This is a genomic window from Ochrobactrum sp. XJ1, from assembly GCF_024701725.1.
GTDB classification, from domain to species: domain Bacteria; phylum Pseudomonadota; class Alphaproteobacteria; order Rhizobiales; family Rhizobiaceae; genus Brucella; species Brucella anthropi.
The window spans coordinates 70,310-91,321 of the sequence record NZ_VDGD01000002.1 but is presented as its reverse complement, the minus strand read 5'-3'; the positions used below and the strand labels follow the sequence as shown (position 1 = coordinate 91,321).

The window sequence follows — 21,012 nt, the reverse complement described above, 5'->3', positions numbered from 1 at the left end:
GGATCACGCTCTAGTCCTCGGTTTTGAGTGGTCGGTTGAGCAGAGCCGTCACGGCTTCGTCAATGGTGATGGTGCCGTCAAGCAGTGCTCCCGTCGCATCGATGATGGGTGCGGAGATAGCATGTTTGCGGCATAGTTCGGCGGCAATCGGTGCGGTCGCTACGCCTTCGGCAAGCGGGCGATTGGTCAGATCCTCGCCGCGTCCGAGTGCCAGCCCGTAGGAGTAATTGCGTGACTGTGACGAAGAGCAGGTCAGCATCAGATCGCCGAGACCGGAAAGCCCCATGATGGTTTCGGGTCTGGCACCCATGGCCTGACCGATGCGGCGGAGTTCCGCAAACCCGCGCGTGACGAGAGCAGCCTGTGCGCTTGCGCCGAACCCGCGCCCGACGGCAGCACCGGCGGCAATAGCGAGGACATTCTTCAGGGCACCGCCGATTTCGACCCCTTTTAGATCGGTTGTCGAATAGCATCGGAAGGCTGGACCGGACAGAAGTGCTGCGAGCCGATCGGCAATTGCTGCTTCCTCGCAGGCAACCGTCACAGCGGTCGGAAGCCCTCTGGCGACGTCTGTTGCAAAACTCGGACCGGATAGCGCTGCGATCCGATGGTTCGGCAGAACTTCGGCTACGATTTCCGACATCAGCCGTCCGGTGCTGCGTTCGATCCCTTTCGCGCAGAGCACGACGGGTGCGGTTTGCGGAATAAGACTGCTCAACTGCGAAAGCCCGGCGCGCATGGCCTGCGCGGGAATGACGGCCAGAACGGCATCCGCATGTTCGGCGGCAGCAGCCACGTCCGTGCTTGCATTTATAGCGCCGGGAAGGTCGATCTCGCCCAGATAGCGCGGATTGCGGTGTGTCCGGTTGATGGCTTCGACCATCGCCTCGTCGCGGGCATAAAGCCATGTATCATGGCCGCGGCTGCATGCCATAGCCGCAAGGGCCGTGCCCCAGGCACCACCACCCAGAATAGCAATCTTGCTAGTCTTTTCGCTCATGCCTTGGCTCCACGTCGTCCGGTTCCGATCAGCGGAGCCGACTTCTCGTCAAGCGGCCAGCGCGAGCGCGGTGCAAGATCGAGCGAATCAGGAGCTTCCGTTGCGGCCCGTTCGGCACCGGCCCAGGCAATCATTGCAGCATTGTCGGTGCATAGATCGAGCGGCGGAGCGATGAAGCTGAAACCGTGCCGGGCGCAAAGAGTTTCGAGCGCGGCGCGCAAGGTCTTGTTGGCCGCGACCCCGCCCGCAACGACAAGCGCCGGTGTTTCGCAATCGGGAAATTCGTTTCTGAAACGTTCAAGTGACCGGCCCACCCGGTCGGACAGCGTGTCGGCGACTGCAGTCTGGAAAGAGGCGCAAATATCGGCCACGTCCTGCACCGACAATGGAACCAGTTCTGTTGCCGTCTGGCGCACTGCCGTCTTGAGACCGGAAAAGGAAAAATCGAGCCGTGCTTCGCCCTTCAGCGGTCGCGGCAGGGCGAATCGCTTCGGATTGCCCTGAAGCGCCATACGTTCGACTGCCGGACCGCCCGGATAAGGCAGACCCAAAAGCTTTGCCGTTTTGTCGAAGGCTTCGCCCAGCGCGTCGTCAATAGTGGTGCCGAGGCGTTCGTAGTCGCCAATACCGCGTATCAGCACCATCTGCGTATGACCGCCGGAAACGAGCAGCAACAGATAAGGAAACGGCAGGCTGTCGGTCAGACGCGCCGTCAATGCATGGCCTTCCAGATGGTTGACGGCATAAAACGGCTTCTGTGCCGCCATGGCCAGTGCCTTGGCGGTCATCAGCCCGACGATCAGTCCGCCGATCAGCCCCGGTCCTGCCGTGGCGGCCACCGCATCGACATCGGCAAGCTTCATGTCGGCATCTTCGAGCGCGCGCGCAACCAGCCGGTCCAGCGCTTCGACATGGGCGCGTGCGGCAATCTCCGGCACCACACCGCCATAGGGTTCGTGCTCGGCGATCTGGCTCAAAACCACATTGGACAGAATCCGTCCTTCACCTTGATCGTCACGTTCGACGATTGCGGCGGCTGTTTCGTCGCAACTTGTTTCTATTCCAAGAATGCGCATTTGCGGTTAGACCCTGCCTGTCTCATAATTCATTGAAAAAATCCGGTACCATGGACGACGCAATATGCAAACAGCATCCTTAAAGAATGGCACGTTGAAGATAGGCACGCGGGGCAGCAAGCTTGCTCTCGCCCAGGCTTACGAGACGCGTCGCCGCCTTATGGAGGCACATGGTCTGCCGGAAGAAGCCATTGAAATCATTCCCATGTCGACGGCGGGCGACCGTATTCAGGATCGCGCGCTTTCCGAGATCGGCGGCAAGGGGCTTTTTACCGAAGAGATCGAGCAGGCGCTGACGGATGGTCGAATCGATCTTGCGGTCCATTCGACCAAGGATATGCCGACGGTTCTGCCCGATGGTCTGCATCTTTCTGTTTTCCTTGAGCGCGAAGATCCGCGCGATGCCTTTATCGGTCGTACGGCCTCCCGCCTTATCGATCTGCCGCAGGGTGCAACTGTTGGATCGTCATCATTGCGTCGTCAGGCTTTGATCCGCCGTCTTCGTCCCGACATTCAAGTGGTGATTTTCCGCGGCAATGTCGATACTCGCCTTCGCAAACTGGAAGCCGGAGAAGTCGACGGGACGTTTCTCGCCTGTGCGGGGTTGCGGCGTCTGGGGCTAGGCGATGTCATTACAGACCTGGCCGATCCGGAAAGCTTCCCGCCTGCGCCGGGACAAGGTGCCATCGGCATCGAGACCCGTATCGGCGATACGCGTATCGACACGCTGCTGGCGCCCCTTGCGCATCGCGAGACTGGTATTGCACTTGCCTGCGAACGGGCATTTCTGGCTGCCCTTGACGGTTCCTGCCGCACGCCGATTGCCGGTCTTGCAACCGTGAACGGCGATACGGTTTCCTTTCACGGCATGATTTTGAAGCCGGACGGGTCTGAAGCGCACGAGATAAGGACGGAAGGTCCGGCATCAAATGCCGCCGTTCTTGGCAAAGAAGCCGCGGAGCATCTGCGCGCGAAGGCTGGTCCCCAATTCTTCGAGGGCTGGGAGTAGATTTGGCGGGGCCAGCACAAATCGCATCTCTTGGTCGCGTTCTGGTGATGCGGCCACAGCCGGCTGGCTCCGAGACTGCCGCCAAACTGGCGTCGAGAGGCTATGAGCCGGTTCTCCTTCCACTGAGCCGAACCGTTGCGCTTTCCTTTGCTCTGCCCGATGGCCCGTTTGCGGCTTTGACAGTGACGAGCGCCAATGCCTTTCACCATATCGACACGGAACGGCTGAAGCCGTTTCTTGGCCTGCCGCTCTTTGCTGTGGGACAGGGAACAGCGCAGGCAGCGCAGAAGGCCGGGTTCGGTCATGTGATCGACGGGGGCGGTGATGCGGTTCGTCTTGCAGCGACGATGCGGCGCGATCTTCCCGAACAATCCCGTGTTCTTTATCTCGCCGGACGGGTGCGCCAACCGGTGTTCGAGGACGAGATACAGGCCGCCAAACTCGATATGCATGTTGCCGATGTCTATGACACGGAGACAATTCCTTATTCTGCGTCAGCACTTCGGAATGTGCTTGACGGCGCGCCTTTTGTCGCGGTCATGCTCTATTCCGGCGTTGCCGCGACGAGCTTCGTCGAAGCGATGCATGAAATCGCGCCGCCTTTTGACGAGAAAACGCGGTTTTTATGCATTTCTGCCCGTGTGGCCGACCGGTTGCCGTCGCTCTGGCGGGCAAATGCGCTTGTCGCAGACCATCCGGATGAAGGCGGACTTTTCCGGCTGTTTGCCAAACTTTGACTCATTTCGGCGCAACCTTCCTTCATCTGGCGATTTTATCTGTTAGAGTTTGAGGCAACCAATCGGCATTTACGAGAGGATCCATGGCGAAACCCGGCACTCCGCGACACTCCAAATCGGCCCGTAATCCTGTGACAATCAATCTTGATCCATCGGATGTGAAGCGGGTTGACGAACCGGCGAAGGCGACGCCAGATGCGGAGCCGGTGGGAAATTTCTCAAAATCTGAAACCCCGAAGCCTGTATCACCCAAACCCGAAGCGACGACTGCCGAAAAGACCGTGAAGACGGAAACGCCGGAAAGTTCGACTTATACCAAACCACCTTTTACCTCGGGCGTGAAACCGGAAACCCAGCAGACTGCTCAAAAGAGCGGTGCGGGCGCGTCGCATCTTCTGGCCGGTATTGCTGGTGGTGTAATCGGGCTTGGCGGTTTGCTGGCGCTGCAATGGGGCAATGTTATCCCCTCTCCGGGCGCGAGAGTGACAGCGGAACAGCTTGCGCATATGGAACAGCAGATCGCCGACTTGCGGACCAATCCGACGCCGGCGCCGCTTGACGATACAAGCCGCGCGCAGCTTGCGGCTCTGGAAAAGAATGTTCAGGCAGCCGAGATCAAGGCAGAGGCGGTGGCAGGTTCCTTCGCCGATCTTCAGCAGCAATTTGCCGCCTTGCCGAAAGAGGCTGAGCAGGACGCGGCAGTCGATACCACTGCTCTGACCGAGCGGTTGGACGCGCTGGAAAGCAAGCTTTCAGCGACACAGAGCCGGGCGGATGAGGCGACAGCCGGAGTTTCGGGAAACAGCGGCACGATTTCATCGCTCGAATCGAAACTGACCTCCTTGCAGGAGAAGGTCACCCAGGCTTCACGCCAGCCCGATGCGACGGCGCTTATAGCGGCCAATGCGCTGAAAACGGCGATTGATCGTGGTGGTTCTTTCAAGGCGGAACTGGACACTTACGCTTCGGTTGCACCGGACGAGGCATCCATCGAACAGCTGCGCGCCCACGCTGACAAGGGCGTTCCGACCGTTGCCGACCTGAATGCGTGGTTCGGTGCTGTTGCGAACCGGATCGTCGCGACGGAAAACAAGCTGCCTGCCGATGCCGGAATTTGGGATCAGCTTGTCGCCAGCGCCAGAGGACTGGTAAGCGTGCGCCCGGTTGCGGGCAATGTCACCGGCACTGGTGCCGGACCGATCACGGCCCGAATGGAGGCCGCCTTGCAGGCGGGTGATCTGGAGCGTGCTCTCAGCGAATGGGAACAGTTGCCTGCTGATGCCAAGGCTACCTCGCAGGAATTCGCTGATCAGATTCGGGCGCGGCGTGACGCTGATGCACTGGTGCAGCGCCTCGTTGCCGACAGCTTGAAACCCAAGTCGTCTATGGGTGAAACCGGCGAGGCTCCGGCCTCTTCCGGTCAGTAGGAGGCGGGCCGATGCTGCGTGTCCTGTTCTATTTCGTCGTCGTTGCCGCGCTTGGTTTCGGCTTTGCCTGGCTTGCGGACCGTCCGGGTGAACTTGATGTCACTTTTGCGGGCAATCATTACAATGTACCGCTGATAACCGCTGTTGCGGGGATCGTTGCCATCGTCGCGGCCATCCTGATCCTGTGGTGGCTGGTCAAGAGCATCATCCAGTCACCTTACACGCTGCGCAGGCATTTTCGTGCGCGCAAGCGTGATCGTGGTTATCAGTCGCTTTCAACCGGATTGATTGCAGCCGGGGCCGGCGATGCGGAAGCAGCGCGCCGCATGACCAAGCAGGCCGGCAAATTGCTGAGTTCCGATCAGGAGCCGCTGATAAAGCTTCTCGAAGCGCAGACCGCTATGCTGGAAGGGCGCACGGAAGATGCCCGCAAAGGCTTCGAAGCGATGGTGGATGATCCCGAGACACGGTTGCTCGGTTTGCGCGGGCTTTACATCGAAGCCCAGCGCGTTGGCGCTCTCGATGCCGCACGCCATTATGCCGCCGAAGCCGCGAGCCAAGCGCCGCAGCTTGAATGGGCCTCGTCAGCCATGATGGGCCAGCTTTGTGCCGAGGGCGACTGGGATGCGGCGCTGAAGCTTGTCGATGCACGCAAACAGGCACTCGCCCATAGCAAGGATGTGGTGAAGAAAGAACGCGCCGCACTTTTGACCGCCAAGGCGATGGCAGTCGCCGATGTTGATCATGCGCAGGCAAAGGCGCTGGCGCTGGAGGCAAACAAGCTGACACCCGATCTGGTGCCTGCTGCCGTGGTTGCCGCGCGTGCGCTTTTTTCCGATGGCGATATGCGAAAAGGTTCGAAAATTCTGGAAGCGGCCTGGAAGCGGTTTCCGCATCCTGACATTGCCTCAACCTATGTCTATGCACGATCCGGCGATACGGCACAGGATCGATTGAAGCGTGCAAAGCATCTCGTATCGCTGCGATCCAACAATGCCGAGGGCAGTCTTGCGCTGGCGCGCGCTGCCTATGAGGCGGGTGATTATCGCCTTGCCCGTGACAGTGCCGAGCAGGTTCTGCGTGCTTCGCCGCGCGAAAGCGCCTATCTGTTGCTGGCCGATATTGAAGAAGCTGAAACGGGCGATCAGGGTAAGGTTCGTGAATGGCTGGCGCGAGCCGTCAAAGCGCCGCGTGATCCCGCTTGGACCGCCGACGGTTATGTTTCAGAACAATGGTCGCCTGTATCGCCGGTTACGGGACGCCTCAACAGCTTCGAGTGGAAGGTTCCCGTCGTGGAACTTGCTCCAGCCATTGAAGCGGAAAAACCTGAAATCAAAGGCCCGGTGGAAGCAAAGTCGGGCAATCCGCTGGTTCTTGCAGAGCCGAAAGACAAGGCTGGCGTAGTGGATGCATCAGCCGTCGTGGAGAGAAAGTCGCCTGTTCGCGATGTTGAGGAAGCTGAAGTCATCGTGCCCGCCGCCGAGCCGGTCAAGGTATCGCCAGCCCCTTCGGTAAAGAAGGTCGAGGAGGTGAAGTCGCCTGTCCCAAATGTGGTCGCGACTGATGACGATAGGGAAGACGAGCCGCGTCGCGCGCATCTGGTGGTGGACGATCCGGGTGTTGACGAAAACAAATCTTCACAAAAAGCCCAGAGTGGATTGAGGCTTTTCTGATCAGGCTTCCGAGAAATCGTTGCCGAAAAACAACGCAGCCCATCTCTTGGACGGTAAACGGTTGCGCAAGACTGTTTACCGTCTTGCGTGGCGCATTCAGCTCGTTACCTTCGATGTTGCTAACAAAGATGCCGGAATCGCCGTAACGGCTGGCAAGTCGCAAACATGGCAGCGAGGGTGAATGTTCGATCGTCTTCTGGATTTTTTAAAAGAACTCCCGGCCGGCGGTTTTCGTGACCGGAGCGAAAAATTTTCCAATGATGATCCACGACTGGCCGCCGCCGCTTTGCTTTATCACATCATGGATGCCGACGGCGAAACGCGGGAAAGCGAGCGTAAGAAGCTTTCTTCGATGCTGTCACAGAAATATGGCCTTAAAGGCGACAGTCTGAAACAACTCATCCAGGCAGCGGAAAAAGCCGATCAGGAAGCGATTGACCTTTCGGATTTCACTTCGGTTCTGAAGCGGCAGCTCGATTATCAGGCTCGCCTAGACCTGATCGGACTGATGTGGGAAATGGTCTACGCCGACGGCAAGGTGAGCGAAGTCGAGGCCGACGTAATGTGGCGCGTGGCCGAACTCGTCGGCATCCGGCAGGACGACAGGAATGCCATTCAGGATCGCATGGACAAGGCGAATCGTAGCACGTCCGCCTCCTGATCATCTCTGATTTGAGAGATCAAGTCCGTCCCTGCAGGTGACGGGCCTTGCGCAATTGCGGGAACATTGCCGCCCAGGCAACAGCAACGGCGATTGATCCCAATCCACCGATGACGACAGCGGGAACAGCGCCGATGGCCGCAGCCATCAGGCCGGCGCGAAACTCGCCCAGTTCATTCGATGCACCGACAAAGACCATGTTGACGGCATTGACACGACCGCGCACGTGATCGGGTGTCCAAAGCTGCATAAGCGTTTCACGGATATAGACGCTGATCATGTCAGCCGCACCTGCAAGTGCCAGAGCAATGACCGACAGCCATGTCAGGGTCGAGACCCCGAAGATAATATTGAACAGACCGAACAGGCCGACGAAGACGAACATCACGCGACCTGCATGGTCGCGGATCGGGTGTCCGGCCAGCCAGACGGCGGTAAGAACGGCGCCGATACCGGGAGCGGATCGCAGCAGGCCGAGACCCCACGGACCGAGATCGAGGATGTCGCGTGCGTAAATCGGCAGCAGCGCCACCGTTCCACCAAGGAGAACGGCAAAGAGGTCGAGCGAGATGGCGCCAAGGACGATCTTTTCCTTCCAGATGTAGCGGAAGCCAGCGAGCATGCTTGTCAGCGAGCGCTGCTCGGCAAGCGTGTGCTGTTTGGGCTTTGGAATGGAAAAGATCAGCACGGAGCCGATCAGCAGGAACAGCGTGGCGACGGAATAGGCTGCAACCGGCGAAATGCCATAGAGCAGACCACCTGCGACAGGTCCCACGATTGTTGCCACCTGCCATGCAGATGAATTCCACGAAACGGCGTTGGCGAAATCCTCGGTCGGCACGAGATTGACGACCAGCGATGCTGAGGAGGGTCCGAGAAATGCGCGCGCAACGCCGAAAAGTGTGAGTGAGGCAAAGACCGTCAGGGGCTCGAACAGACCGGCGAGCGTCAGACCGAGCAGCAGTGCGGTCACCACGCTTTCCAGGATAAGTGACAAGCCCATGATGAAGCGTCTGCCGAAGCGGTCGGCAGCAGCACCGGTTACCAGAACCAGCAACAGGGCCGGTAGAAATTGCACCAGTCCGACCATGCCCAGATTGAAGGCGTCGCGGGTGAGGTCATAAATCTGCCAGCCCACTGACACACTCACGATTTGCACCGCAAATGCGCTCAGGAAACGGGCGCCCCAGTATTTTTTGAAGGCAGAGTGCCGGAAAGCTGCGTAACGATCCGCAGAAGAAGCATCGGTAGAGGGGGACATTGCTCATAACATCTGGAGCATTTCCAGCAAAAGTGCGTAGCAGCTTTGCGTCGGATAATGCGTTACAACAAGAAGATAGATGTTACTTACAGCATCCTTCCCATGATCGGAACCATTTTTTGTGCGGCTCTGTTCGAGACGATTGCAAAAGAGCCCTGAAAGCAAGAAAGGCCGGAATGAACCGGCCTTTCATTGTTGTCGTTCTGGATCAATCCTTGCCGAGCAGGCCTTTCCAGATGATCGCGCCGATAGCCGCGCCGACGAGTGGCGCAACCCAGAACAGCCAGAGCTGGCTGAGTGCTGCCGTATCGGCGAAGAGAGCAACACCGGTCGAGCGGGCCGGATTTACCGACGTATTGGTGACCGGGATCGAAATCAAATGGATCAGGGTGAGACCGAGACCGATGGCAATCGGGGCAAAACCAGCTGGAGCCAGCGACGAGGTGGAGCCCAGAATGATGATAAGGAAGAAGGCCGTCAGGATAACCTCGATGAGCAGGCCCGCCATCATGCTGTAGCCGCCCGGTGAAAGTTCACCATAGCCGTTGGAAGCGAGGCCACCGGCGGAGAAGCCTTCTTTGCCCGAGGCGATAAGGAAGAGAACTGCGGCGGCGGCAATGGCGCCCAGAACCTGTGCAACCCAGTAAGGGATCAGGTCCTTGGCTGGAAGACGACCAGCCACCATGAGGCCCAAGGAGACAGCCGGGTTGAAATGGCCGCCGGAAATGCCGCCCACAGCATAAGCCATGGTCAGGACAGTCAAACCGAAGGCGAGAGCAACGCCGAGAAAGCCGATGCCCAGTTCAGGGAAGGCTGCGGCGAGGATTGCGCTGCCGCAGCCCCCGAAAACAAGCCAGAATGTTCCGAAAAATTCAGCCGACAATTTGTTCAGCATGGAAATCCCCAGGGTTGGTGTAGTGAAAAATGCCATATGCGAATCATTTAGCAAGAAGCATATAATCGTCTTTTTCTTCGGACAATCATGTTTAACTTGATTGGAGGCTTTTGTTCTCTGTGGATTTTTCCCGTCATTTCAGTAAACGAAAAAGCTATTCTTCGTATATTCGTGTTTGCTTTTATATCTCTTCTAAATTGGGTTTTGATGGATAGTAAGAGTTGGTCGGCTGGGCTTTTTTAAAAGCTGTCGATCCCGCTCAGCTATATTGCGGAGAAGGGCGGCGGCACGTTATAAGCGCAGATGTCGAACGGGCGACGCCGGCCAATGCAAGATCGATTGGCAGGGATTTCGCGGGGCAGATTGGAGTTGTCAGCCTTGAACACTCATCGTGGGACGAAAACACAAAGGCTTGTTCTAAATGCCGTTAGGGTCGTTCCGATTGTTGCGGCGCTATCCGGCTGCACGGCAACTGCGTGGACGGAAAAGGTGAAGATCGACAGCACGCCAATGCCAACCGAATGCGCGGGCTGGCAGAAGATCGATCTCAAACAGCGCACGACGCTGGTTCTTTTACGCGAAGACCCGCGCCTTGTGGTCGATATCGATGCGCATAATCTCAAAGGGCGTAATCTCGGTTGCTGGCAGTAGCCGGAGGCGCCAGGCTCGTTTTTTGGATCGGCCTTGCTAGGCCGGGGTGGCCAATCGCACATCGACTTTCTCGATGGTGCCGCGCAGCGCCGGAAGCATCGTTTCGAAGTCGATATATGCACCCGGTTTCAGCATTGCTTCACCAGGAGCCAGACGGCGTTCGCGTTTGCTGCCGTCGCTATAGGTGATCATGACGATCAGCGGCGGCGTGGCGCGTTCTTCGGATGTGGTGTTCCGGATGCGGCCGCCGACACTCAGAATCTTGCCCTTGTCATGCATTCCGACGCTGGTTTTGAGATCAGTAAGCTGAAGTGCCGAAATGAGCGGCAAGGTTGGCTGCCCGCCGGAAAGAGGTTTGCCGGCAAGCAGTGTATATCCGCCCGCCATCCAGAAAGCGGTTGTCGCGCAAAGAGCGACGAAAACCCAATATCCGAATCCCGGCCATCCGCTGGGAAGACTTGTTTCGGACATCAGCTTGCGTGGGGCGAGCGGCTTCTGCGGAATGCCGTACGAGAGGAATTTCCGGGGTGATGACCCCGGAACGATGGTTTCGAATTCGGCGTCTTCAATCAGTCCGGCATCGGAAGCAAACCGTGTCGTGCGATGGTTTTCGCACGAAGGCGCGCGCGACATCTGCGCTGTCGATGGTTGTTTCGCCATCATGCCGTCATCTTCCTTTGCGTTTTTCGCCCCTTCGACCGGTGCCACACACTGGCTCATAATGGTTAATGCTTCATGGCCGCAGCCTCGGTCACGCATTTTTTAAGGCTCGTTCGAGCGGAATTAACGCAACATTAACCATAGAGGATAAAGGTCGATTTGATATCGATGTCATCCGTGCGTCGTTCAGCGTGCGGACAATTGAAGAGAAACAGCCCGGTGATACGTTTCGAGAATGTCGGCCTGCGATATGGAATGGGTCCTGAGATCCTGCGCGATGTCAGTTTCCATATTCCGCCGCGTTCATTCCAGTTTTTGACCGGCCCTTCCGGGGCAGGAAAGACGTCGCTCATGCGCCTTCTTTTCATGGCCCTGAAGCCGACGCGCGGTCTTATCAATATTTTCGGCAAGGATGTTGCGCGGCTCAATCATGCGGAAATTCCGCTTCTGCGCCGTCGTATCGGCATCGTGTTCCAGGATTTCCGCCTGCTCGACCATATGACCACCTATGAGAATGTGGCACTTCCACTGCGCGTGCGCGGAAAGGAAGAGGCAACCTATCGTCATGAGGTGGAGGAACTTCTCCATTGGGTCGGGCTCGGCGACCGCATGAATGTGCTGCCGCCGGTTCTTTCAGGCGGTGAGAAGCAGCGCGCAGCGATTGCGCGCGCGCTCATTGATCAGCCGGAACTTCTTCTGGCCGACGAACCGACCGGCAATGTCGACCCGCCGCTTGCGAAGCGTCTGCTGCGCCTTTTCACCGAGCTGAACCGTTCGGGCACGGCTGTGATTATCGCGACCCACGACCTTTCCCTGATGGAGCAGGTGGATGCGCGACGCATGATCCTCGAACATGGGCGGCTCGACATCTATGATTGATGCAAAGAACGCCTGGCGACGTATACTGGATGACATCCGGGCCCGTTTCGAAGACCTCAAGGACATGCTGCTCGTTCGTATCGGCAAACGCCGGAAGCGTCAGGGACCGAGTCCCATCGTTCCTGATGGCAGCGTAACGGGAACCGCACTTGTCATCGTGATCGCGATCATGACCTTTCTGGCATGCCTGACGATGGGCGGCGTGACGCTCGTTCGCGCCTCGGCCGCTGCCTGGCAGAGCCAGATAGCTCGCGAAGCCACGATCCAGATCCGGCCTGTCGACGGGCAGGATATGGAAAAGGCGTTGGCTCAGGCCAGCGAAATCGCGCGTGGTTTTGCCGGTGTGAAAGGCACCAGCATCATCGACAAGGATGCGACCGCCCGGTTGCTCGAACCATGGCTCGGCAGTGGCCTTAACATCGATGAATTGCCTGTGCCGCGTCTTGTCGTCGTTACGATCGATGAAAATGCGCCACCTGATTTCGAAACCATGCGGACTGAAATCACCCGCGCCATTCCGGCTGCGACTTTCGATGATCACCGCACCTGGGTCGACCGTCTCGTCTCCATGGCGCATACGACGGTGTTCGTCGGCACAGGCGTTCTCTCGCTTGTGATCGCTGCGACCGTTCTAACTGTTATCTTTGCCACGCGCGGTGCGATGTCCGGCAATGGCCATATTATCGAGGTTCTGCATTTCATCGGCGCGGAATCGAAATTCGTGGCGCGCGAGTTTGAATGGCACTTCTTCCGCACAGCACTGAAAGGCGCGCTGTGCGGTGGCGCGGCGGCAATGCTGGTCTTCCTGATGTTTTCCTGGTGGGCGTCGAGCCATATGGCGACACCTGAAGGCGATCAGGCTGCCGCCATGTTCGGTAATTTCGCCATCGGGCGCGATGGCTATATCGGCGCTGCCGTCATCATTATTCTGGTCAGTTTCCTGACCATGCTGACCAGCCGCCTGACGGTGATCCGCCAGCTTGCAACCATGGACGGTCCGGGAGTGCGCTCCGAATGAAGACCTTTTCCGATACAGACGCTTTCAAGACAAGATTTTCGTCTGCTTCTCCGACTTCTCGCCGCAATGCTGGCTATGATGGAAGAAGAGATGGTACGCGAATCCCGCAAGCGCTATCGGGCGGGCACCGGTCGAGTGACGATGCAGTGGCACAGAGGCAGACAGCAAACGGGTTTTCTTCAGGAGATGTGGTCTGGCGCCGCAGCCGGAATGGCGCTCACCTGCAATCTCTTGCACTTGCCTCCGGCAATTTCCTATGGTCTGTCATGATGCGCATGTTCAGACGTCTCCAGCCCGTTTCCATCGTTTTGTTTGTTATTCTTCTGGCGTTTCTCGTCGGCTTCGTCGCGTTCGGTGAAAAGGTCACCAGCATGCAGCCGCCGGCTATCGATGAGCCTGCCGATGCCATCATCGTTCTCACCGGTGGCCAGTCCAGAATTCAGGCTGCGGTTGATCTTCTGAAGGACAAGCGAGGAAAGCGGCTTCTGATCAGTGGTGTTCATCCGGCGACCAATGAAAAGGCACTGCAGCGTGCGACCCATGCCGACCAGAGTCTCTTCGATTGCTGTGTCGATCTCGACCGGTCGGCACTCAACACCATTGGCAACGCGACCGAAAGCGAACGCTGGATTCGTACCAACAACTATCGTCGCGTGATCCTGGTCACCAACAACTACCATATTCCGCGCAGCACGCTGGAAATGTCCTATCGCATGAAGGATGTGGAATTCATTCCCTATCCGGTCGTGAACGGGGACCGCCGCGAACATAGCTGGGTTTCCGAAGGCGACACATTGCGCGTGCTCTTTATCGAATATGTGAAATATCTTGGCGCCGCTGTCCGTGTGGGTACGACCGAACTGTTCGGAACGCAGACCAATCAGGGTGTAACGACCGAGAATTGATCTTGCTGCCGGATTACGATTTCCTGATGGAAATGGCCGTTCTTCCTGATATATCGATGCCGTCACTTTCTGCAGAAAGTCCAGAATTCGTGCGTGATCGTTTACCGGAAGTCGGGAACGAAAATGCTTTAGCCAGGGTCTCCACCGACTGATGCTTCTCTATCTGCGCTCAATCTTGTTCAATGCGGCGTTTTATATCTGCACACTGGTTCAGATGATCGTCTATACGCCTTTCTATTTTCTTCTGCCCCGCAAGAAGGCCTGGATTGTGCCGAAGCTGTGGGCACGGGTCAATCTCTGGCTCCAGAAGCATATTGTCGGCACCGACTATGTGGTTGAAGGATTGGAGAACATTCCTGAGGGCGCTTATATCTGTGCGCCAAAGCACCAGTCTGCCTGGGATACCTATGCTTTCCTGCCCTATCTTGACGATCCCGTGCTGATCCTGAAGCGGGAATTGATGCGCATTCCGCTTTTTGGCTGGTATATCGCGAAAATGCAGATGATCCCGGTCGATCGCGGTTCTCGCGTCAAGGCACTGCATTCCATCACCAAGGGCGCGGAAAAGGCGATTGCGGAAGGCCGCCAGATTCTTATCTATCCAGAAGGTACGCGTCGGGCGCCAGGTGCTCCACCGCACTATAAATATGGCATCGTCCATCTTTACGAAGCGCTCAATCTGCCGGTTTTGCCTATTGCGCACAATGCAGGCCTCTACTGGCCACGCCGCAAGTTTCTGCGTTATCCGGGAACCATTCGCGCCCGTATTCTGCCGCCAATTCCGGCAGGTCTTCCGAAGGATGAATTTCTCAAAAGATTGATTGAAACGACCGAGACGGCCTGCGACGAATTTCTGGTCGCCGCCAGCCGCGATCCCAATCCACCACCCATGCCACCGACTGCCGTTCAAAGACTGAACGAACTCGGCGCCTAACCCTCACAGCATGTTAACGGCCTGATCACGTTCAATTGCGTTGCGGGAACGACAATTCGCCGCGTTTTCTAGAACTTTCGTTTTTCTTGCGCGCAACCTTGAAACCCGTTATCAGAGCCCGACACGAAAGGACACATCATGAATATTGATGCCATCTCCATCGGCTCCAATCCTCCTGAAGACGTCAACGTCATCATTGAAGTGCCTGTCGGCGGCCAGCCGATCAAGTACGAGATGGACAAGAAGGCCGGCGCCCTCATCGTCGACCGCTTCCTCTATACGCCAATGACCTATCCGGGCAATTACGGCTTCGTGCCACATACGCTTTCGGAAGACGGTGACCCGATTGACGTTCTCGTCTGCAACACCCGTCCGCTGGTTCCCGGCTGCGTGATCAATGTTCGCCCGATCGGCGTTCTGGTCATGGAAGACAATTCCGGCAAGGACGAGAAGATCATTGCAGTACCGTCGCCGCACCTGACGCGCCGCTATGAGAAGATTCACGACTATACCGATATGCCGGAGATCACTCTGAAGCAGATCGCGCACTTCTTCGAACACTACAAGGATCTGGAACCCGGCAAGTGGGTCAAGATCGGTGACTGGGGTGACGAAGATTACGCACGCAAGTTCATCGTCGAAGCTATCGAACGCGCCAAGGGCAAGTAAGCAACAGCTTCCCGATCCGTTTAGAGCGCCGATCTGATTGGATCAGATCGGCGCTCTAACTTTTTCTATCTTAAGCTTAATCTTATCGATCCTCGTTTCACTCCGGTCGGATTATGCTCTAGAACAACAGCGCCCGGCAATGTCCGGGCGCTTTTGTTTTTAGGCTTGCGAGTGATGCGCTTACAGGAAAAGCGGCAGCAGCGTCGTCCACATGAACTGGCGGATGAAGAAGATGATCAGCAGCAGGACGATCGGTGAAATATCGATGCCGCCGAGATTGGGTAAGATATTGCGGATCGGCCGCAGAACGGGTTCCGTCACCTTGTAGAGAAACTCACCGATCGAAGCCACGAAACGGTTGCCGGAATTGACGACATTGAACGCATAGAGCCACGAGAAGATGGCACTCGCTATAATGATATAGGTGTAGATATCGAGCGCCAAATCAATGGTGCGGAACAATGCGATCATGGAGGCCTCCTTGGCAATTGGCCGAGATGTAGCGGTTGCATCGGGCAAGAACAAGGGCCGAGCGATTGAACGCCGGTATTTTTGAGGCGCGCGGTGTGTGTTTCTAGGCGCTGGAACCGCCCGTTTGATGTTGGATAGTGTGGTGAATGAGATCGTTGACATGTTCCAGCCAATGATCGCGTACCCGCATGTTGCGCAGATGCTGGAGCGTATTGGCGACATAATCCACATTGGCCCCGGAATCGCCGTGAGCAGATGCGACGATCGCTGCGGCACTCTCAGGTGAAAGCGATCCGGCATATTGAATGTGGTGCCGGTCTGCGACATAGGTGACCGCATCGACATTGCGACCGTCAGCGAGGCGCAGGCGCAGATGCTTTTCGTGATAGACTTGGTTCGACATTTCACGTTCGCGCAGATAGGTCATCACTTCGCCAGTCATGTCACCAGGCACGCGAAAAGCGATGCCGAGACATGAGCCACCGGTGTCCAGGCCCAGGACCAGACCCGGTTGGTCCGGCGTTCCGCGATGGACATGCGAATAGATGCACAGGCTGCGCCTGTAGCCGTAAAGACGCGCCCGGACGGTCTCCACATGTGCAAAGCCCGGTCGCCACATCAGCGAGCCATAGCCGAAAACCCAGAAATCGTTCATTCGCCTGTCATTGAGAGCTGTGGTCATGAAGGGTGTCCATAATGGATCAGTGGACGCCGATTTCCACCGGTAATCAACGGATATCCCTCGATTTTTCTTCTCAATCGCTTCACAAGGCACATTCCTGCCATAATATGGCCAACAGTCGGGAGGAGCAAAACATATCGGGGTTTGGAATGTTCAGTCTGACCCCGGAGCGAGGCTCTTCGAAACAACCGTCTGATTAATGTAAGGCTTTTTGAAATGGCGCATACTGGAATGAACGCATCGAAGTCCAGAAAGCGTCCCATCGCGCTCATTGTCATTCTGCTTGTCTTGATCGCTGGCTATACAGCGGGCTGGTTCTATATCGCAAACAGGCTAGAGGCACGAGCCAAGGCCGACATGGCCAAGCTTGCCTCTCAGGGCGTCGGCGTGAAATGCGAAGACTTGCGCATGGGCGGCTATCCGTTGCGCGTCAATGTCGTCTGCGACAGCATTTCCTGGCAGCGTCCTTCTGAAGGCATGGCGTTCCGCGCAGGGCGCTTCACCTCGGGTTCCCCGGTCTATGCGCCACGTTCCCTCTCGAACGATCTGACAGGACCCGCCTTCATCGAATTTCCGGGGCTGGAACCGCTGGAAGTCAACTGGAGCAAGTTTACCTCCAACACCCGGCTGGCACGTCCGTTCCCGACAGAGATTGAGCTCGCCGCGCGTGAAGTGGCTGTCGGTCTTCGCACCGAAGCCACCACGACAGTGCCGCTCAGCACGCTTGAGCAGATGGATTTCCGCATGAGCGCCTCGGGTGACACATTGAAGGTCAATGGTCGCTTTGCCGGTCTGAAACTTGCCAAGGCAGCGATTGGTACAGCCACCAGCCCTGAAATCGACGGTGTGGCGGATATCGATGTGTCCGATGCCGCGACGTTGCTCGCAAAGGGCGATGCTCCTTTTCATGAACGGTTGCGCGGGCATTCCGGTACCGTCAATCAGGCTTTCCTGTCCATGCCCAATGGAGCGATGGTTTCGGTAGCCGGGCCGTTTTCGGTCGATGCTGACGGGCTGATTAATGCCGATGTGAAGCTGACACTGGTCAACCCGCAATCGCTGGCGCAGGCTGGTCAGACAGTGTTTCCCGAGCAGGGTGGCAATATCGCTACCGTTTTGTTTGCTCTCTCGGCCATGCCGAAAGATGAAAACGGCAATCCCGTGATGGAGATTGCCGTTCGCAAGGGTAAGGTCAGCGCTGGATTTATTCCGCTCGGGCGGTTGCCTGCGCTGTAGCGCAATATGCGCCCTATTTTTGCTCGCTGGTACGCGTTGCAGCCTGACGGCCGAAATCAGGCGCATCCACTTCCTGACCTGCATCGATGATGCCGCGCCGGACAGCGCGCGTGCGCGTGAAAAGGTCGAACAGCGCTTCACCATCCCCCCAGCGGATCGAGCGCTGAAGCGAGGCGAGATCTTCCGAAAAACGCCCGAGCATTTCGAGGATGGCATCCTTGTTGTGCAGGCATACATCGCGCCACATCGTCGGATCGGATGCGGCCAGTCGTGTGAAATCGCGGAAACCGGAAGCCGAGTATTTGATGACTTCCGACTTGGTCACCTGTTCCAGATCACTGGCTGTGCCAACGATATTGTAGGCGATGATGTGCGGCAGATGCGAGACAATGGCCAGCACCAGATCGTGGTGCTGCGGGTCCATGCGATCAAGCCGTGAGCCGCAGGCGACCCAGAACTCGCTCAGCTTTTCGAGAGCTGCTTCACTCGTGTCGGGCAGGGGCGTCAGAATGCACCAGCGATTGGTGAAAAGCTCTGCAAAGCCTGCATCGGGGCCGGAATACTCTGTACCCGCCAGCGGATGACCGGGAATGAAATGCACATTGTCCGGCAGTTCCGGTTGCATCTGCGCAATCACGGAAGCCTTGGTGGAGCCAACATCGGTGACGATGGCACCGGGCTTGAGGTTTGCCGCGATCTGGCGTGCAACCGTTCCTGACGAGCCAACCGGCACAGATACAATGATCAGATCGGCATCCTTGACGGCCTCCGCACTGTCGGTGGTGTAGCTGTCACCGAGACCCAGTTCCTCGGCCCGCTTCAGTGTTTCACTGCTGCGTGTGGCGATGGCGATATGATCGGCGAGCTTTTCGCGTCGAATGACACGCGCCAGCGATGAGCCGATAAGGCCGATGCCGATCAGGGCGATCTTGTTGAAATGGATCGTGGACATTGTTCTACTTCAAAAATTCGGTCAGGGCGGCGACGACGCCACGATTGGCTTCCTCCGGTCCGACCGTCATGCGCAAGGCATTGGGGAACCCGTAACCGCCGACGCGACGCAGTATATAGCCACGCTTGGAGAGCCACTCGTCGGCCTTGTCGGCGGAATGCGCGCCATTGTCCGAAAAATGGATCAGCAGGAAGTTCGTGACTGACGGCGTAACCCGAAGACCAAGTCTGGTGAACTCTTCGGTCAGCCAGCCAAGCCATTTGTCGTTGTAGGTGATCGATTTTTCGACGTGGGCGCGGTCGCGGATGGCCGCAGCACCGGCGGCAATGGCGGCTGAATTCATATTGAATGGCCCGCGGATGCGATTGACGGCATCGACCACATGCAGAGGCGCATACATCCAGCCAATACGCAGACCCGGAAGCCCGTGGATTTTCGAAAAAGTGCGCGTCATGACAACATTCTCGTTGGATGAAACGAGTTCGAGGCCCGATTCATAGTCATTGCGACGAACATATTCTGCATAGGCCGCATCGAGAACCAGAAGCACATACTTCGGCAATCCGGCATGAAGGCGGCGGACTTCCTCGAAAGGCAGATAGGTTCCGGTTGGATTGGCCGGATTGGCGATGAAGACGATCTTCGTGCGCGGCGACAGGCCAGCCAGAATGGCATCCACGTCGATACGCTCGTTCTTCTCCTTCACCGTGATCGGCGTCGCGCCGGCACCCAGCGTCTGGATCTTGTAGACGGCAAAACCGTGCTCCGTGATGATGGCTTCGTCGCCCGGAGCAAGATAGGTCTGGCAGATCAGGCCAAGCAGTTCGTCGGAACCATTGCCGCACAGGATGTTGGCCATGTTGAGCCCCTGCGTTTCGGCAATTGCCTCACGCAGCGCCAGGGCCTGCCCATCGGGATAACGCTCCAGCTTCTCGCCTGCGTGTCGATAGGCTTCGACCGCATGCGGGCTTGGCCCGATCGGCGTTTCGTTGGAGGAGAGCTTATAGACCTTGGCAACGCCTTCCACATGTTCCTTACCGGGTACGTAGGCTGCGATATCGAGCAGGCCTGCCTTGGGCTGGGGACGGGTAAGGTTCTGCGTATCGGTCATGATTTTGGCTCCGCCAAAAGGTCAATGTTAAAGTTACGATGGGTTAAAGTTACGATGGCGGCATATCCCGCCATTGCGTCTAAGTCGAGAAAAACCTTGTTCGGTAATACTTGCAGACCGCAGCAACTGTACGTTTTCCCGGGCGATGATGCGCAAATGCCCTAACTCTTTCGATCTGTCTTGCTGGTCCGTGCCGGTGTTTTCCGCAATCCGCCGACAGGCGTTCCCTGAGGTGCGAGAACCGGAACGAAGACACGGCGCGAGGAGCGCTGTGCGACAGGCAGTCCCTGATAAAGACGCTTCTGCGCTTCCACCACCAGAACGCCTGAAAAGACCGGCCACAGCCTCCGCCCCATGCCTTCCAGCGCCAGACAGGGCCGCATCATCCATCGGCGCGTAGCGGGTGGGAAATGCAAGGCGTCGCTGACCGTACTGACGGTGAAATTCGCTTCACGCAGCAGGGTCGTCAGCTGTGTGCGGCTATAAGGTCGCCCGCTGCCGAAGGGTGTATGCTCGAAGCGGGCCCAGACACCGCGCCGGTTCGGCACCACGATGACGAGCCGCCCATTGGGGGCGAGGACGCGCCACATCTCTTTCAGCGTTTCTGTCGGATTTTCCGCATACTCCAGCGCATGCACCATAAGCACCCGATCGATCGAGGAATCGGGTAGCGGCAGTTCCTCATCGAAAACAAGCGCTGTTGCCGTTTTCTCTACTGAGGGCCAGGCGACGGCTCCCTGACCGGCAGGCATGAAGGCGAATGTCCGCTCCGTATCGGCGCTGAAGCGGTCGAGATAGGGCAGGCTGTAGCCCATGCCGACAAGCCGCTCTCCCGGCACGTGACCCCATAGGCCGGCAAGCGCCATGCGAATGGCGCGTTCCGCGAGATGGCCCAGCGTGGTGTCGTAAAATGATCGCAGTTCGATGATGTCTGGATGCATGAATGTCACGCTATATGAAATCTTAACGCTGGGAAATGGAGAAGCCGGAGCATCTTCATCTGGTGGGGTGCAATTTCCTCAAACCATGCTATAGAGCGTGCCTTTCCGGCGCCTTTGATCGCGCCAAAGTCTGCGCGAAAGCGAACGATCAGGAGAAGCAGCAG

General features: G+C 57.5%; 22 protein-coding genes. 12 read left to right on the top strand and 10 right to left on the bottom strand.

The features are described 5' to 3' along the window. Positions 1 to 10: 10 nt before the first annotated feature. A complete protein-coding gene (locus FG152_RS03250) occupies positions 11 to 1,000 on the bottom strand; it encodes an NAD(P)H-dependent glycerol-3-phosphate dehydrogenase (RefSeq protein WP_010657554.1) in 990 nt (329 codons plus the stop codon). Continuing rightward, complete coding sequence (gene tsaD, locus FG152_RS03245) at positions 997 to 2,076, bottom strand: tRNA (adenosine(37)-N6)-threonylcarbamoyltransferase complex transferase subunit TsaD (RefSeq protein ID WP_010657553.1); 1,080 nt, start codon at positions 2,074 to 2,076, stop codon at positions 997 to 999. Before tsaD ends, FG152_RS03250 begins: the two co-directional genes overlap by 4 nt. Before the next feature lie 64 nt (positions 2,077 to 2,140). Here tsaD and hemC point away from each other — a divergent pair, with 64 nt between their 5' ends. The 5 genes from hemC (at position 2,141) to FG152_RS03220 (ending at position 7,583) form a co-directional block, all read left to right on the top strand. After that, a complete protein-coding gene (gene hemC / locus FG152_RS03240; protein WP_010657552.1) occupies positions 2,141 to 3,085 on the top strand; it encodes a hydroxymethylbilane synthase in 945 nt (314 codons plus the stop codon). Positions 3,086 to 3,132: 47 nt separating this feature from the next. Beyond that, complete coding sequence (locus FG152_RS03235; protein ID WP_043061810.1) at positions 3,133 to 3,822, top strand: uroporphyrinogen-III synthase; 690 nt, start codon at positions 3,133 to 3,135, stop codon at positions 3,820 to 3,822. Positions 3,823 to 3,905: 83 nt separating this feature from the next. Beyond that, a complete protein-coding gene (locus tag FG152_RS03230) occupies positions 3,906 to 5,249 on the top strand; it encodes a COG4223 family protein (protein WP_010657550.1) in 1,344 nt (447 codons plus the stop codon). Positions 5,250 to 5,260: 11 nt separating this feature from the next. Further along, a complete protein-coding gene (locus FG152_RS03225) occupies positions 5,261 to 6,922 on the top strand; it encodes a heme biosynthesis protein HemY (RefSeq protein ID WP_010657549.1) in 1,662 nt (553 codons plus the stop codon). Between the two features lie 181 nt (positions 6,923 to 7,103). Next, positions 7,104 to 7,583 carry a tellurite resistance TerB family protein gene (locus FG152_RS03220; RefSeq protein WP_010657548.1) on the top strand — a complete coding sequence of 160 codons (480 nt, stop codon included), beginning with the start codon at positions 7,104 to 7,106 and terminating at the stop codon, positions 7,581 to 7,583. Between the two features lie 19 nt (positions 7,584 to 7,602). Here FG152_RS03220 and FG152_RS03215 read toward each other — a convergent pair whose 3' ends face one another. Together FG152_RS03215 and aqpZ are read right to left on the bottom strand one after the other, a co-directional pair. Continuing rightward, complete coding sequence (locus FG152_RS03215; protein WP_010657547.1) at positions 7,603 to 8,844, bottom strand: MFS transporter; 1,242 nt, start codon at positions 8,842 to 8,844, stop codon at positions 7,603 to 7,605. A 208-nt stretch (positions 8,845 to 9,052) separates the two neighbouring features. After that, positions 9,053 to 9,739 carry an aquaporin Z gene (gene aqpZ / locus FG152_RS03210; protein ID WP_010657546.1) on the bottom strand — a complete coding sequence of 229 codons (687 nt, stop codon included), beginning with the start codon at positions 9,737 to 9,739 and terminating at the stop codon, positions 9,053 to 9,055. 378 nt (positions 9,740 to 10,117) lie between these two features. On the opposite strand from aqpZ, the gene FG152_RS03205 reads away from it, so the two are divergent. After that, positions 10,118 to 10,390 (top strand): hypothetical protein, encoded by a 273-nt coding sequence (locus FG152_RS03205; RefSeq protein WP_010657545.1) that lies wholly within the window; start codon positions 10,118 to 10,120, stop codon positions 10,388 to 10,390. Positions 10,391 to 10,426: 36 nt separating this feature from the next. On the opposite strand, the gene FG152_RS03200 is transcribed toward FG152_RS03205, so the two are convergent. Continuing rightward, complete coding sequence (locus tag FG152_RS03200) at positions 10,427 to 11,053, bottom strand: hypothetical protein (protein ID WP_050897419.1); 627 nt, start codon at positions 11,051 to 11,053, stop codon at positions 10,427 to 10,429. 252 nt (positions 11,054 to 11,305) lie between these two features. Here FG152_RS03200 and ftsE point away from each other — a divergent pair, with 252 nt between their 5' ends. From ftsE to ppa, 5 genes are all read left to right on the top strand, one after another. Then, complete coding sequence (gene ftsE, locus FG152_RS03195; protein ID WP_029375806.1) at positions 11,306 to 11,929, top strand: cell division ATP-binding protein FtsE; 624 nt, start codon at positions 11,306 to 11,308, stop codon at positions 11,927 to 11,929. Beyond that, positions 11,904 to 12,947, top strand: coding sequence for a cell division protein FtsX (locus FG152_RS03190; protein WP_010657542.1), 1,044 nt, complete (start codon positions 11,904 to 11,906; stop codon positions 12,945 to 12,947). Before ftsE ends, FG152_RS03190 begins: the two co-directional genes overlap by 26 nt. Beyond that, complete coding sequence (locus FG152_RS03185) at positions 12,944 to 13,852, top strand: YdcF family protein (RefSeq protein ID WP_010657541.1); 909 nt, start codon at positions 12,944 to 12,946, stop codon at positions 13,850 to 13,852. Before FG152_RS03190 ends, FG152_RS03185 begins: the two co-directional genes overlap by 4 nt. A 151-nt stretch (positions 13,853 to 14,003) precedes the next feature. After that, positions 14,004 to 14,786 (top strand): lysophospholipid acyltransferase family protein, encoded by a 783-nt coding sequence (locus FG152_RS03180; protein ID WP_010657540.1) that lies wholly within the window; start codon positions 14,004 to 14,006, stop codon positions 14,784 to 14,786. A 138-nt stretch (positions 14,787 to 14,924) separates the two neighbouring features. Next, on the top strand, positions 14,925 to 15,455 hold the full coding sequence (gene ppa / locus FG152_RS03175) for an inorganic diphosphatase (RefSeq protein WP_010657539.1): 531 nt from the start codon (positions 14,925 to 14,927) through the stop codon (positions 15,453 to 15,455). Between the two features lie 180 nt (positions 15,456 to 15,635). Here ppa and FG152_RS03170 read toward each other — a convergent pair whose 3' ends face one another. Further along, positions 15,636 to 15,926 carry a YggT family protein gene (locus FG152_RS03170; protein WP_010657538.1) on the bottom strand — a complete coding sequence of 97 codons (291 nt, stop codon included), beginning with the start codon at positions 15,924 to 15,926 and terminating at the stop codon, positions 15,636 to 15,638. A gap of 103 nt (positions 15,927 to 16,029) precedes the next feature. Then, positions 16,030 to 16,608 carry a gamma-glutamylcyclotransferase gene (locus FG152_RS03165; RefSeq protein WP_029375803.1) on the bottom strand — a complete coding sequence of 193 codons (579 nt, stop codon included), beginning with the start codon at positions 16,606 to 16,608 and terminating at the stop codon, positions 16,030 to 16,032. 216 nt (positions 16,609 to 16,824) lie between these two features. Between FG152_RS03165 and FG152_RS03160 the strand changes: the two genes are divergently transcribed. After that, the gene (locus tag FG152_RS03160; RefSeq protein WP_029375802.1) at positions 16,825 to 17,844 is read left to right on the top strand and encodes a DUF2125 domain-containing protein; all 1,020 of its coding nucleotides are present in this window, start codon (positions 16,825 to 16,827) and stop codon (positions 17,842 to 17,844) included. 13 nt (positions 17,845 to 17,857) lie between these two features. Here FG152_RS03160 and FG152_RS03155 read toward each other — a convergent pair whose 3' ends face one another. From FG152_RS03155 to FG152_RS03145, 3 genes are all read right to left on the bottom strand, one after another. Then, positions 17,858 to 18,796, bottom strand: a complete 939-nt coding sequence (locus FG152_RS03155) for a prephenate/arogenate dehydrogenase family protein (protein WP_010657535.1) — start codon at positions 18,794 to 18,796, stop codon at positions 17,858 to 17,860. A gap of 4 nt (positions 18,797 to 18,800) precedes the next feature. Next, positions 18,801 to 19,907: a histidinol-phosphate transaminase gene (gene hisC / locus FG152_RS03150; RefSeq protein ID WP_498985258.1), complete on the bottom strand. Its 1,107-nt coding sequence runs from the start codon at positions 19,905 to 19,907 to the stop codon at positions 18,801 to 18,803. A gap of 161 nt (positions 19,908 to 20,068) precedes the next feature. Further along, the gene (locus FG152_RS03145; RefSeq protein ID WP_010657533.1) at positions 20,069 to 20,848 is read right to left on the bottom strand and encodes a class I SAM-dependent methyltransferase; all 780 of its coding nucleotides are present in this window, start codon (positions 20,846 to 20,848) and stop codon (positions 20,069 to 20,071) included. Positions 20,849 to 21,012 lie beyond the last annotated feature (164 nt).